This window comes from Rhizobium sp. WYCCWR 11146 (assembly GCF_013591995.1).
Classification (GTDB): domain Bacteria; phylum Pseudomonadota; class Alphaproteobacteria; order Rhizobiales; family Rhizobiaceae; genus Rhizobium; species Rhizobium indicum.
Map to the genome: position 1 here is coordinate 363,765 of NZ_JACCEY010000019.1, position 13,855 is coordinate 377,619.

At 61.2% G+C, this 13,855-nt stretch carries 12 protein-coding genes; all 12 read right to left on the reverse strand.

Features of this window, described 5'->3' with window-relative positions:
* Position 1: 1 nt before the first annotated feature.
* Positions 2-925, reverse strand: a complete 924-nt coding sequence (locus HX899_RS14940) for an ABC transporter permease (protein ID WP_138331789.1) — start codon at positions 923-925, stop codon at positions 2-4.
* On the reverse strand, positions 922-1,917 hold the full coding sequence (locus tag HX899_RS14945; RefSeq protein ID WP_138331788.1) for an ABC transporter permease: 996 nt from the start codon (positions 1,915-1,917) through the stop codon (positions 922-924). Before HX899_RS14945 ends, HX899_RS14940 begins: the two co-directional genes overlap by 4 nt.
* A gap of 67 nt (positions 1,918-1,984) precedes the next feature.
* Positions 1,985-2,923 (reverse strand): oxaloacetate decarboxylase, encoded by a 939-nt coding sequence (locus HX899_RS14950; RefSeq protein WP_017989680.1) that lies wholly within the window; start codon positions 2,921-2,923, stop codon positions 1,985-1,987.
* A gap of 144 nt (positions 2,924-3,067) precedes the next feature.
* Positions 3,068-4,678 carry an ABC transporter substrate-binding protein gene (locus HX899_RS14955; RefSeq protein ID WP_138389487.1) on the reverse strand — a complete coding sequence of 537 codons (1,611 nt, stop codon included), beginning with the start codon at positions 4,676-4,678 and terminating at the stop codon, positions 3,068-3,070.
* 107 nt (positions 4,679-4,785) lie between these two features.
* Complete coding sequence (locus HX899_RS14960; protein ID WP_180194829.1) at positions 4,786-5,361, reverse strand: UbiX family flavin prenyltransferase; 576 nt, start codon at positions 5,359-5,361, stop codon at positions 4,786-4,788.
* Positions 5,358-6,800, reverse strand: a complete 1,443-nt coding sequence (locus HX899_RS14965) for a UbiD family decarboxylase (protein WP_180194828.1) — start codon at positions 6,798-6,800, stop codon at positions 5,358-5,360. The genes HX899_RS14960 and HX899_RS14965 overlap by 4 nt, the downstream gene beginning before the upstream one ends.
* Before the next feature lie 156 nt (positions 6,801-6,956).
* Positions 6,957-8,807 (reverse strand): LysR family transcriptional regulator, encoded by a 1,851-nt coding sequence (locus tag HX899_RS14970; protein ID WP_180194827.1) that lies wholly within the window; start codon positions 8,805-8,807, stop codon positions 6,957-6,959.
* Positions 8,808-9,085: 278 nt separating this feature from the next.
* Positions 9,086-10,057 carry an ornithine cyclodeaminase family protein gene (locus tag HX899_RS14975; protein WP_181292748.1) on the reverse strand — a complete coding sequence of 324 codons (972 nt, stop codon included), beginning with the start codon at positions 10,055-10,057 and terminating at the stop codon, positions 9,086-9,088.
* A 156-nt stretch (positions 10,058-10,213) separates the two neighbouring features.
* A complete protein-coding gene (locus HX899_RS14980) occupies positions 10,214-10,861 on the reverse strand; it encodes an amino acid ABC transporter permease (protein ID WP_181292749.1) in 648 nt (215 codons plus the stop codon).
* Positions 10,858-11,526, reverse strand: a complete 669-nt coding sequence (locus HX899_RS14985) for an amino acid ABC transporter permease (RefSeq protein WP_011653827.1) — start codon at positions 11,524-11,526, stop codon at positions 10,858-10,860. The genes HX899_RS14980 and HX899_RS14985 overlap by 4 nt, the downstream gene beginning before the upstream one ends.
* Before the next feature lie 143 nt (positions 11,527-11,669).
* On the reverse strand, positions 11,670-12,467 hold the full coding sequence (locus tag HX899_RS14990; RefSeq protein ID WP_171600182.1) for a transporter substrate-binding domain-containing protein: 798 nt from the start codon (positions 12,465-12,467) through the stop codon (positions 11,670-11,672).
* A gap of 84 nt (positions 12,468-12,551) precedes the next feature.
* On the reverse strand, positions 12,552-13,613 hold the full coding sequence (speB, locus tag HX899_RS14995) for an agmatinase (RefSeq protein ID WP_181292750.1): 1,062 nt from the start codon (positions 13,611-13,613) through the stop codon (positions 12,552-12,554).
* Positions 13,614-13,855: the final 242 nt, after the last annotated feature.

Here is a 13,855-nt window from a genome sequence, read left to right on the forward strand (position 1 = left end):
ATCAGAGTTCCCTGCCGCGATGGTTCATGCGACGGGCCAGACAATCCCCGACCGTGTTGAGCGAGTAAACTGTTAGAACGATGGCGACGATCGGTCCGAAGATCAGCAGTGGAAAGCGGCTGAGCAGGTCGGTCGAGCTGGCGATCATCCCGCCCCAGCTTGGCGCCGGCGCCGGAATGCCGTAACCGAGAAAGCTCAGCGACCCCTCCGTGATGATCAGCCCCGCCATCAGCGGCGGAACGATGGCCGTCAACGCCGGAACGAGATTGGGCAGGATCTCGCGTAGCAGAAGCCGCATGTCCGACGCGCCCATGGCGCGTGCTGCCAACACGTAATCACGATCGTTCTGGGCAATCACGCCGCCTTTGGCGATGCGTGCATAGGTTCCGATGTCGAGTAGGCCAAGCGCCAGCATCATCGTGAAAACTGAATTTCCGGTCACCGATATCAGCGCCAGGATGACGAGGATCGGCGGAAGCGACGCCATGGAATTGGCATAGAGATCGACGATCCGCTCGACCGGACCGCGATAGAAGCCGGCCAGCATTCCGAGGGTCATGCCGATCACCAGCGAGATCAGAGTCGCGACCGAGACGATGGCGAGCGTCGTTCGCGCGCCGTAGAGCACACGGGACAGGATGCTGCGCCCGAGCGCATCGGTTCCGAACAGGCCGTTCAGGCTCCATTCCGGACCTTGCGAGAAATCGCCATAGGGAAAGCTTGCCCGAACGAGGCCTGGAATGAACTCCACGAAAACCGAGGAGATGATCAGGACCGCCAGGAACCCGAAGGCGAACCATTCCATCGGATGGCCGCTCGGCATACGGAACCGCGCGGTCTTCGGCATCGCGGCATTCAACGTCTCCGCCAATGCGGCCGCTTCGCCGGGCACGAGGTCCGTTTGTGTCGGCTGGAGGCGGCTCATGACACGTCCACCCGCGGATCGATAAGCGCGTAACCGAGATCGACCAGGATGAAGATCACGACGAAGATCACCACTGTCAGCGACAGAATGGCCTGCATGACGGGCAGGTCGTGGCTGCTGACCGCATTGAGAACGGTCCAGCCGATGCCGGGCACCGCGAAATAGCTCTCGACGATGAAGGAACCGCCGAGCAGATAGGTCATGGACAGGCCCATCACCGTCAGCACCTGGGGAGAGGCCGGGCGGAGCACGTGGCGCATCAGGATGTAACGCGTCGGCAGGCCCTTGGCTCTGGCAACGAGGACATAGTCCTCCTGGAGGATCGCGACGAATTCGCTGCGGCTCACCCTGTAGAAATAGGCTGCCTGGTGCACGCTGAGGCACATGACCGGCAAGGCGACGTAATAGAGATTGCCGATCGGATCGTCGCTGAAGGTGACCCAGCCGGTCGCCGGCAGCCAGCGCAGCACGATTGCGAAGACGAAGCCGAGCAGAACCACGATGACGAAAGTCGGGATCGACAGCATGACCGAGGAGACCGCACGCAGCACCGTATCGACGATGCCGCCCGACCGGCTGGCCGTATACATGGCGAGCGGCACGCCGATCAGGAGCGAGACGAACATCGCAAGCAGCGCAATCTCGAACGTCACCGCCGCCCGGTCGACCAGGAGTTTTGCCACGGACTGCTGGCTGAACATGGTTTGCCCGAGATCTCCCTGAAGAAGCCGCCCGAGCCAGCCGAGATAACGTTCCCAGACCGGCAGATCGTAACCGTAACGGCTGTTCAGCGCATCGATCTGCGCCTGCGTCGCGTTCTCTCCAAGGATCAGCTGCGCCGCCGACCCCGGCATCAGGCTCGACAGAGCCGTCGCCGAGAACGTCACCAGCAGGAAGACCGGAATGCCGGCCAGAAGCCGGACGCCAACCGCTTTCAGATAGGAGAGCTTGGCAATTCGCAACGATCGGACTCCGATTGTTAGGTGGAACATCCGATGCCGGACTGGACCGGCATCCGGATTTCGCAAAACGAGACGGCAGAGCGGCCGGTCTCCGGGATCAGAGCGCCTTCCATCTGTCCTCGGCATCGAGCCAGCCGCTGTCCCGCTCCAGCGAGGCTTTCTGCTCGGCAGGCGTCATGCCGCCCATGCTATGCTCGTCCGCATAGCGTGTGCTGCGGTCCTTGAAGACATGCCGACCGTAATCCATCATGCCATACATCGATCCCTTCTCGAGATAGTGCATGGTCACCAGGTTGAAGCCGAGCGCCTCGATTTCCTCAAGCCGCACGAAGGGCACGCCGTTGACGGTCGCGACATCGCCGAACATCTTCCAGCCGGGCAATTCCTTGGCCACCTTCCGGCATTCCTCCAGCGTGCGTAGGCCGTGCACATAGGTCATTTCAGCACCGAGTGCTGCGGCGCGCACGCAGCGTTCGATTGCGTCGTCCAGCCCCTTTTCGAGCTTGGATTCGGTGCGCGCTATCACCACGCAATCGCTGCCTTGACAGGCTTCGATCGAGGCCTTGATCTTGGCGAGCCAGAGCTCCTGCGAGACGACCTCATGCGGCACGTTGCCATCGACCTTGCCGGCCAGCGTCGCCGCCTCCATGGCGCGGCCGAACCGCGCATAGCCGCGTTCATTGGGCGTATCCTCGATCAGGATCGCTCCGGCGCCGGCTTTGGCGAGACGATAACAGGTGCGGAAGGTTTGGACGACATCGCCGAAGCCGTCATCGGCATCGATGACCAGCGGCAAAGGCGAGTAGTCGGCGATGCGGTCGGTCGCGTAGACCAGTTCCTCCTGATTGTGCAGGCCGAGATCCGGCACGCCGGACATGCTGAATCCCAGTGAGGCGCCGCTGAGCAGGATCGCCTCGAAGCCGGCCATTTCCGCCGCCTTGGCGGAGTAGCAATCCCAGACGCAGGGCGTGAACACCTGCTTGCGGGAAACCAGATCCCGAAACTTCACCTTCTCGCGATTGCCGATCATCGTCATCCACCTTTTCCGATCGCCCCGCGTCGCAGGGCTCATTCTGTCGTCTTCACGTCTCTGGCGTGTACGGTCGTCCAGCCCATCGCCCGGCCTTCGCCGCCCGCCCGGATCTTCCGGGCGAGCCTGCGCGTCTTGATCCGGGACCTGCTATTTCTGGCAGGCATCCGCGCAGACGTAGAGGAACTGCTTTTGCAGGATGCCGCCATTCGAGGGAACGACGCCGCCGGTATTGTTGCGCAGCAGCAGCGAGCGCGTCTGTTCCCCGAAGATGTAGACCGGCATTTCGGTTGCAACGAGCTTCTGAACCTTGACATAGGCGGCTTTGACAGCAGCAGGGTCGAGGGTGGAGCTGGCCTCCTTCAATGCAGCGTCCATCTCGGCGCTCTTGTACTGTCCCCAGTTGAAAGCTCCGCCGGAACTCAGCAGATTGGAAATGTTCGGCTCGGCACCGTTCGACACCAGCACCCCGCCTTCGACGCAGATGTCGAAGTCGAGCTGCGTCTTGCACCGCTGGATCAGCGAGGCCTGGTCGACCTCGACGATCTCGGCCGAGGCGCCTTCATAGCCGGTCAGCACCTGCTGGATGTAGGCGGCAAGACGCTTCAGGTCCGAGTTGGTATAGGTGACGATCTTGATCGAGAATGGCTTGCCGTCCGCCTTCAGAGCATCGAACAGTTCCTGCGCCTTCTTCGGATCATAGGCTGGAAGAGATGAAGCGCTGTCGAAATAGGGCGAATTCTCTCCAAAGTAATTGCTGGGTGCCTTGTATCCGGGCATCTGCGTGAAGGCCTGCATCAGCCGCGCGCGGTCGATGGCGGAATAGAAGGCCTCGCGGGCGCGAACATCCGTGAAGATACCCTTGGCCTGGTTGAGATAGGCGCGGTTGATGCCGCGGATCGGGATCTCGCGGGTCGCAACCCCCGGCGCCGTTGCGTTCGAGCCGAACTGATAGGGATAACCGGCCATCATCGTTGCGCCGCCCTGCACGACGGTGGCGATGCGGCTGTTGGTTTCGGGAATGATCGCAAACTTGATCGTATCCAGATAGGGGCGCGGCTGATCCCAATAACCGGGATTGCGGGCCATGGTCATCGATATGCCCTGGTTCCACTCGGTCAGCGTAAAGGCGCCGGCGCCCACCGGCTTGATGTCGGTCTTTTCCTTGGCGGCCTTCAATGCTGCCGGCGAGGCGATGAAGGGGCACAGCTCGGCGACCTGGGCTGCGAAATTGGCGTTCGGGGAGGACAGCTTGATCGTCAGCGTCTGTGGATCGACGACGGCGATCGCCTTGTTCCAGGAAGAGATGAACGGTTGCGCCGGCGAAAGCGTGGCCGGATCGGCGGCGCGGTCCCAATTGTATTTGACGGCTTCCGCGTCATAGGGCGCGCCGTCCGTGAACTTCATGTCCTTGCGAAGCTTCAGGGTCCAGGTCACGGCGTCGCTGCTGGTCAGGCTTTCGGCCATGCCGCCGGTCACGACGCCCTTGTCGTTGACGTAGACGATGAAGCCGTAGACGGCGTCGAGCACATCCATCGGACCGCCGGGATAGGTGCCGGCGGTGATCGCCGGATCCCAGCTCTTGATGTCCGAACCGTTGATGATGGTCATCGTGCCGCCGCTCACGGGTTTTTCCGTCTGCGCACTCGCGTGAGACGCGGCGAGCATCACGGGTGCGGCCGTCGTCAGCGACAACAGCAAGGCGGCGGCGCCGCGCATGAACAGGCTCTGCAACCTTCTGGAACGATTGTCTGACAACATCACTCTATCTCCTTTTTTTGAGTTCCCCTGGGGGAGTGATTGTGCGTCGTTGTTTTGCATGCGGTTGACATGATGGCCCGGCAGCTTTCAGCGCTGCTCTTCATGGCTCAGTCGCTATAATCCTCCGTCCAGCGCCTGACCGTCGGATGATGAAGCCCGAATTGATCCAGCGCACGCCCCACGGTCTGGTCGACCATTTCGGCGATTGATTTCGGCAACGTGTAAAAGCTCGGCACCGGCGGCATGATGACGGCGCCGTTGCGTGTTGCTTGGTCCATCAGCGCGATATGGCCCGCATGCAACGGCGTTTCCCGCACCATCAGCACCAGCCGGCGGCGTTCCTTCAGGCAGACATCGGCGGCGCGCACAATCAGATCGTCAGCATAACAATGCGCGATCCCGCTCAGCGTCTTGATCGAGCATGGCGCAACCAACATGCCGTCGCACCGGAAGGAGCCGGAGGCGATCGAGGCGCCGATATCGCCGTGGCTGTAGACCCGGTCGGCGAGGCCACGGATTTCGTCCGCGGTCTTTCCCGTCCCTTCGGCCAGTGCCGTGCGGATCGCCGAGGGCGATATGACGAGATGCGTCTCGACATCGTCGAAATCCCGGAGCATCTCCAGTGCACGCAGTCCGTAGATTGCACCGGAAGCCCCTGATATGCCGATGATCAATCGTCTCAAATCAGTATCTCCGGCTTGACGCGCAACAGCAGCTGGCGCATCCGTTCGTAAGAATCCGGCGGCGGAAGCGCCTTGTCGAACCCTTCACTTCGATCGCCTGCCTTCATCGTGGCGTCGTAACCGACCTTGGCGATCACGCCGCCGTCTTCCTGAGGCTCGGACCGGTCTGCCGGAAGGTCCGTGACGATGAGAATGTCGCGCTCCGCGCGCATGCGCGTCATCTTCGCCAATTCGACGGCATCGAGATCCCACGGGTCGACATCGCTGTCGACGATCGTGATGTTCTTGACGATGCTGACCGCACCCCAGCAGATCGACATGATGCGGCGTGCCTGTCCCGGGCGGGGCGCATCGATCTGCACGACCACATTGTTCCGTCCGCTGCCTGACGCGGTGACGGCAACCTCGCCGACATTGAGAACGGACCGCCGGATGACGGCCTTGAGGCTGGCAGCGATCGGCACCGCGCCGAGATAGAGGTGCTCCATATGGTAACCGGGCTCGATCACCTGCAACATCGCGTCGGAGCGGCAAGTCATGCATTCAAATCTGACGCGCACCCCGGAACCGTAGTCCTCGTACATGCCGTGATATTCCGAGACCAACCCTTCAAGGATCGGCTCGTCGATATGAATATGACCTTCGAGCACGATCTCCGCCTCTGCAGGCACGGCAAGATCGATCGACTTGCAGCGGACAAGGCGCACCGGCTCTCCGAGCAGCGATCCGGCGCAGTGCATTTCGTCGTCACCGAGCCCCAGATAAAAGCAGGCGGCAAGCTGAATGGCTGGATGCGCGCCGAGGACGACGGCGAAGGGGAGCGGCTCGCCTTTGGCGCCCGCCTTGCGGGCCATGATGGCGAGATGATGGTTCGGTGCAATTCCGATCATCGCCTCGTTCGGACCAAGCACCTTGATGCGGGCATAGGACGCGTTGCCCAAGCCCGTTTCAGGGTCACGCGCGACGATCAGACCCGCGGTAATGTAGGGACCGGTCTCCTTGGAAAAGAACGTTGGGACTGGAAGCCGGGTCAGGACGTCGTCCTGGAAGAGCTGTTGCTGTACCGGTGCATCGTCCACGAATACCGGCGGCACCGGAGACGCGATCGAGGACAGCAGCTTTTCCTGGATATCGCTTTTCGCAACGTCAAGCGCCAGGGCGACACGATCGAGATCCGACAGGATGTTGCCGAAGATCGGCATGTCGTGACCTTTGATGCAGTCGAGCCGCACCGCCGCCTTTTCATCGACGATGGAAAGAATGGCCGATACGTCGTGGATCGGGTCGACTTCCTCCGAAATCACCAGCAGCCGACCGCGACGGTCGAGCTCCTGAAGAATGCCCCGACACGACTGATCGCTTTCGCTGCGTGGCATTGCAGCGCCGGCCGTCCTGGATGTCATGGCCGCGTTTTCAAGCGGATCAGGGTGATCATTCATCCGGCAATCCTGTGAAAGTCATTTTCGAGGGCTGTTTTGATGCGGCAAGTATCAGCCGCAGGCCGGAGGCTGGGTAGCTCGAAAATCATGAATTGGAGGATAGGAAAATCAGAATGCTCCGCGCATGAGCGCGATTCGACACGATATGTTTTTAGATCACACCTGTCGGCCGAAGACGGCAACGAGTGACTGGATCATCGTCCGTTCGGCCTCGGACAGCGTCCTTTCGCCGGAGAAAATCACCGAGAGGTTTCCGGCGATGACGTCTTCCGTAATTGGCGCCGCGGTGAGGCGCCCGCTGTCGATATCCTGCTGGACCGAGGACACCGGCAGGACCGTACAGACCGGCAAACGGCGGACCATGGCGATGGCCAATGGCAGAGAACCGACGTCCATGACCGGCTCGACACGCAGATGCCGCGCGCTGGCGGCTGCCATGAACGCCTGATGGATACTGAGATGCTTGATTCCGAGAACCAGCGGAAATCCGCAAACTTCGGCCAGTGGAATCTCCGTTCGACCAGCAAGGTCCAAGGCCGGATTGGCAATGACCGACAGGCGCTCGCTCGGCCCGAGATGGATCCGGGTCATCTGCGTCTGGACGGCACCGACAATGGCCAGATTGAGCTCTCCCGCACGTACCTGGTCGTGAAGCACAGCGTTGGAACCTTCGATGATTCTCAGCCGGTATTCGGGATGGCCAAGGCGGGTTGCCGTCAGTGCCTGCGCCACCTTGTCGGTCATGACGCTGTCATGCCCCGAACTCGGCAGCATGCCGATTGAGATGGTCGCCTGTGTGTGGGCGGCAATATCCAGACTAGCCCGAACGAGGCTATCGATGCGCTCTTCGATCTCCAGGGTGAAGGGAAGCAATGCCTTGCCGGCCTTCGTGCTCTCGGCACCGTTGCGCCGCCGTTCGAACAGGGGTTGCCCGACAACTGCCTCGATCTTCTGAATCTGAGTCGAAACGGAAGGTTGCGTAATATGCGCCGCGCGCGCCGCCGCCGAAATACCTCCGCTGAGATGCGCAAGGTTGAAGTAGTGCAATTGACGTGCCGTCAACTGCGGTCGAAAGACGATATTGGCCTCCGTTGCCTCCAGATTTTTCTTGAGGCTACAAAGCAGGGCGGACACGACCTCCTGGTCCGGCCCGTTTGCGCGCACGCCCAAGGTGCTCGACAAAGGCGGAACGAGGGGCTCCAGATGCAGGCGCGCCAGTCCGAGCCGGTCGGCGACCATGCTGCGGGGCATTAGGAACCGCATCTGCGGAAACTCGTTGAGCAGCCGATGAAGGTCTGCCGGCTCCTCATCCATCAGGATCATGCGATCGTGGATGCCATGCTCGTCCGCATATCGGATGACGGCATCGCGAAGTGCCTGACGCATTTTCAAAACGACAAATTTCTGATTGGGGGAGCGAAGATCAACCGCGGCCTCCGCCGTTCCGACGGAAAACCAGACCTCATCGTAAAAGGGCGTCATCGCAGGCAGGTTCGCAGATGGCACGCCGGTCATATAGCCGACTTCGATTTCCATCGAACCCGTGCTGCCCGGGATTTCCGCGGCCCTGTCATCAACAAGGGATTTTCCTCGCCCGTCTGCAAATATCACGTCGATCAGCAGGTCGGGCCGCTGGCGTTCCATATCTTCGACGGTACGTCCGATCGCCTTCGAAAATCGACCGATGGAGAAACTGAGATCGAGACGAATATCGATGCGAAGATGGTCCGTGTCCCCATTCCTCATCCGGCGCACGAACCTTTCGCGATGAAGGATGGCCGTTGCCTGCTGAAACAGCCAGAAGGCTGCCGGTAAAGGACTGAGGTGACCGCTTTTCCGGATGAAGAGCTTGAGTTGAAGTTCATTTTCCAAAGTACGCAGACTTGATGTCAGCGCCGAAGGAGCAATCCCAAGCTCGCGCGCGGTCTCTGCCAGCGTCGGGCTCTGACAGGCCAGCACGAAATGGGCCAGTTGCTGGATTTCGATGCGCGGCGGATTTGTATTCACTGCGGGTCTATATCGGATTGCACAAGGAGCTTACCCGACTATGGCACACAAAGCACTATACCGCACGAATATCAGCGCCGGCCCGTTGCTTCCCCTTCGCCCACCGAACCGACATAGGTCGGTTTCGGACTTTGGTCGGGCGCAGCACTGGCGATTGAATCCCTGGACATGCCAGGAGCGTCGAACCGGGAGCCCGTCTATTGAGGGTGCTCATTCCTCCTTAGAAAAATCGAGAATCTCCCGTCCCGATCATTCGCGATCGCCCGGATCAAAAGACGTCAACCTGCGCTCAAGACTGCCTCATACACCATTGTCGCGGCGGCAAGATCAGCCAACGCCGTTCCGACTGCCTTGTAGAGAGTGATCTCGTCATTGGACGTTCGCGCTGGAACATCCCGGCAGCACAACTCGTCAAGTGTCGCACGCACCGCATCTGCAGCAATGACGCCCGCCCTGATCGGCTGAACCAGATCGCCCGCTTCGTGAAGGGCTTCGTGCGTGTCGATATAGACCGAGGAGCGCCGAAGCGCCTCGTCATCGGCCTCGCGCATCGCCGGGGTGAAGCCGCCGATCAGATCGACATGGGTGCCCGGCCGCAGCCATTCGCCCCGGATAAGCGGTGCTGTCGCCAGCGTCGCCGCGCTGACGATATCGGCTCGCCGCACTGCTGCTTCCAGATCCGTGACGGCAGTGGCCTGGAGCCCACGTTGCCGGAGGCTCTGCGCCAGCCGTTCGGCGCTGGCGGGATCGATATCCCAGATATCGACATCTGCGATCGGCCGGACGGCGCGGTAGGCATCGGGTATGAGGCTCGCGACGCGGCCTGCGCCGATCACCAGCAGGCGGCGGGCGTCCTTTCGGGCAAGATAGTCCGCGGCAAGGGCCGATGCCGCGACCGTACGGCGCGCCGTGATCGTGTTTCCGTCAAGGAGCGCAAGCTGCATCCCGGTCCGGCCATCATAGAGCATGTAAGTCGAGGTCAAACCGGGAATGCCGCGCAGCGTGTTGCCGGGAAAGACGGTGACGATCTTGATGCCAAGGTAGCGCTCCGACCGGTGCGTTTCATTCCAGGCGGGCATCAGAAGCAGCGTCGCATCTGGCTCACCGCTATTGGCTATCGTGTGGTGATGCCGCACCGGCACGACACAGCCTTCGGCAAATGCTTGCCGCAGGGTCGCAACCAGCGCACCGAAAGGGAGGAGCTCGCCCGTTGTCCGGGCATCGAGAATACGGATTTGTGTGTCGGTCATTGAAACGATCTCCCGATAAGTTCTGGCTGCTGGATAAGGCGAATTCTCTGTAATTGAACGAGAGCGGCGCCGCCGCTGCGCGGCGTACCAGCTTTCAACCGGCATCGGCCCTTTGGACACGTCGTTGCGATCGGAATGCGGAGCATTGAACACCGCTCAGCCAAACGTCGCTTTCTTCTCCAGAAATCTGGCGTATTGCGTCAGCGGATAGCACAGGGCGAAGAAGATCACTGCGACGAGACCGTAGACCTTGAAAGGTTCGAAGGTCGCGTTGTTGATGGCGTTTGCGGTTTTCAGCAGTTCGTCGAAGCCGAGGATCGAGGCCAGTGCGGTGCTCTTGATCAACTGGACCAAGAACCCGACGGTCGGCGCGCGGGTGATCCGGAAAGCCTGCGGCAGGATGATAAGGCGAAGTTCTAGGAGACGATGCAAGCCCAGGCTGGCTGCAGCGTCCCATTGCCCGCGCGGCACCGCCTCGACGCCGCTCCGCCAGATTTCCGCAAGATAAGCACTGGCATAGAACGTCAGGCCGCAGACGGCGGCGGTCCATGATTCGATCCGGAAACCGAGCATCGGCAGGCCGAAGAACATCAGAAAGAGCTGCATGAGGAGCGGCGTTCCCTGAAACAGGGCAATGTAGCCGGACGCGAAGCGGCGCGGCCAGCGCGTTTTCGATATCCGTGCAGACAGGATCGCCAGGCCAACGATGGCGCCGCCGGCAAAGGCTGCGAGCGAAAGCATAAGGGTCCAGCGTGTCGCGAAGACAAGATTGCGCAGAATGTCCCAGAAGGTGAACTCAATCATGCCAGACCGGCTCCCAGAAAACGGCGCTTCCCGGCGAAAAGCAGCCGGCGAAGTGCGGCGGACATCGAAAGGTAGATCAACGTCGCCACCAGATAGGTCTCGAAGGAGCGGAAGGTGCGCGATTGAAGCAGATCGGCCTCCTGCGCCAGCTCGCGGACGGATATTTGTGAAACAACCGCCGATTCCAGCATCATGATGATGATCTGGCTCGTCAGCGCCGGAAAAATGATGGCGATCGCCTGCGGCAGGATGATCTTGAAGAACACCAGCCGAGGCCTGAGGCCGAGTGCCTGCGCCGCCTCCTTCTGGCCTCTCGGTATGGCATCGAGCCCGGCCCCGACCACCTCGATCGTGTAGGCCGCCATGTTGAGGGTCATGGCAAGGACGGCGGCAGTGATCGGATCGAGCCGAATGCCGAGACTAGGCAAGCCAAAGAAGATGAAGAACAGCTGCACCAGGAATGGCGTGTTGCGCATGATTTCCACATACAGGCCGACGAGCTTGCGCAACCAAGGATAAGGTCCCCGGCGCGCGGCTGCGCCGAGAATGCTGAGAACGATCCCGAGGACCGATGTGGAGACCGTCAGTGCAAGCGTCGTGCCTGCGCCATAAGCCAGAGCTCCCATTCCGTCCCAAAGCCAATTGAAATCGAGGCTGTATCTCATCGCTTGTCCTTTGGAGCCGGATGATCTGGGCCGGGTCGGCCCGAAATCTCGATCCGCCTCTCAACCAAAGAATTGGAGCATGATGCCACGGAAATCGCTTACAGTTTCGGCATCATGCTCTGGTGAGTGGGAGGCCGTCTTCGTCAGTCCTTCAGGTTCTCAGGGTTGAGCGGCGCTTTCAGCCAGCTCTTCGAGCTTGCGTCGAGCGAACCATCGGCGATCATTGCGGCGACGCTGTCATTGACGACCTTCTTCAGGCCTTCCTCGCCCTTGCGGAGCGCGATGTGCGAGGGGGAGCTGAGGAGCTGGAATTTCTGCTCTGGCTTCAGTTCGTCCTGTCGTGCCAGAACCTGCGCGCCGACATCGTTGCCGACGACCATCAGCTGGGTCTGGCCGGATATGAAGGCCTGGATGACCGAATTATAGTTCTCGAAACGCTGGATCGCGGCCGAGCCGGGGGCGACGGCCGTCAGCGACGTGTCTTCGAGCGTCCCACGATTGACGGCAACGGTCTTGTCGGCGAGGTCTTCCTTGCCGCTCACCTTCAGCGCTGCCGGACCGATGACGGCGATGTAGTAGGGGGCGTACGGGGCGGCATAATCGATAACCTCGGCGCGCTCCTTCGAATAGCCGACGCTCATCAGCAGGTCGACGCGGTCGTCGTTCAGGTAGGCGATCCTGTTCTGGCCGGTAACGCTCACCAGATTGAGTTTCACGCCGAGCCCGTCGGCGATCTTCTGGGCGACGTCGACGTCATAGCCCTTGATGCTCATATCGGCGCTTGCCGAAGAGAAGGGCGGGAAATCGGAGAAGATGCCGATGTTGATCTCGCCTGCGGCCTTGATATCGGCAAGTTCGTCGGCCTGCGCGGCCCCTGCCAGGATGCCGAACACAGCAATTGCCGCGGTGGCAGTGTAGCGCAATTTCATAAGAGCAGTCATGTCGTTCCCCTTTTTGAGACGTGTTGTGCGACAGGTGATGGATGGCAGCGGGCACGAGGCACGCTGCCGGTGTGAAGCTGGTTCTCAGGTGATCTTTGTCCTGACCGCGGGACTGAACATCGCGAGGCACAGGAGTTCGAACAGGACCTGGGCGGCGATCTGCGCGGTGTTGGTGGTGTTGTCGTATTGCGGCGCGATTTCCACGACGTCGCCGCCGATGAGGTTGATGCCCTTGAAGCCGCGCAGCAGGGTCAGGGCTTCCCTCGGCTGAAGCCCGCCGACTTCCGGCGTGCCGGTTCCCGGAGCGAAGGCCGGATCGAGGCTGTCCACGTCGAAACTGAGATAGGTCGGACCGGCACCGACAACCTCCAGAGCCTTTGCGATCACCGCCTTGAGCCCCATCTCCACCACCTCTTCCGCGTGAATGACGGTCATGCCGGAGGCAAAGGAGAACTCCCAGAGATATTCGCCGCCGCCGCGGATGCCGATCTGGATCGTACGCTTCGGATCGAGCACGCCTGCCAGAACCGCCTCGCGGAAGGGCGCGCCGTGATGGAACTTCGAGCCCTCATAGGGACCAGCGGTGTCGCAATGAGCGTCGATGTGGATCATGCCTACCGGCTGGCCGGCCGCCAGGCCCTTGAGGATGGCGCCGGAGATCGAATGGTCGCCGCCGACCGACAGCGGGATGACCCCGGTTGCCGCGATCATCCGGTAGCAGGCCTCGATGTCGGCATGGCATTCGGCCAGGTCGAACCGGCTGCGCATCGGCACGTCGCCGACATCGGCGACCTTTAGCCCTCCCATTGGCGCGACACGCAGAACATGCTCGTAAGGGCCTATACGCTCGACAGCCCGGACGGCCCGCGGCCCCAGCCGCGCGCCTGCGCGATTGGTGACGCCGAGGTCCATCGGCACGCCGATCAAAGCCACGTCAAGCGCCTCAAGCACCTCGGGCTGCAAGCCGTTCTCGATGAAACGGGCATCCAGAAAGGTCGCAGGATCGGCGAAGGGCCATTTGCGGCTGTCGCCGTCCTTGAATACGCTCGCCGCCACGGCGCGGAAGTGCGGATCTTCCATCTCCCCGCCTGCAGCGCTGCCGAAGCGCTTTCTCAAGTCTTCCAGAAAATCCCGGTCAATGGTCAAGGCAGGCTCCCACGGTATTGATGCTGCCATCATCATCGGCGCCGCCCGCTTCTCTTGGAACCGCGAAAATTCGAGAGGGGATATAACGATTCTTGATAGACCAGGTCTGCCGAGGCTCCGCGAAGCGGGTAATGCGTTCATCCGGACGTTCAGAAAACTTTATAACCCGGCGAGAATTTTCCCACTACCGCGGTTGGTAACCTCCAAGCAGTCTCCGATGCGAACGGTCCGGCAGAGGGCCG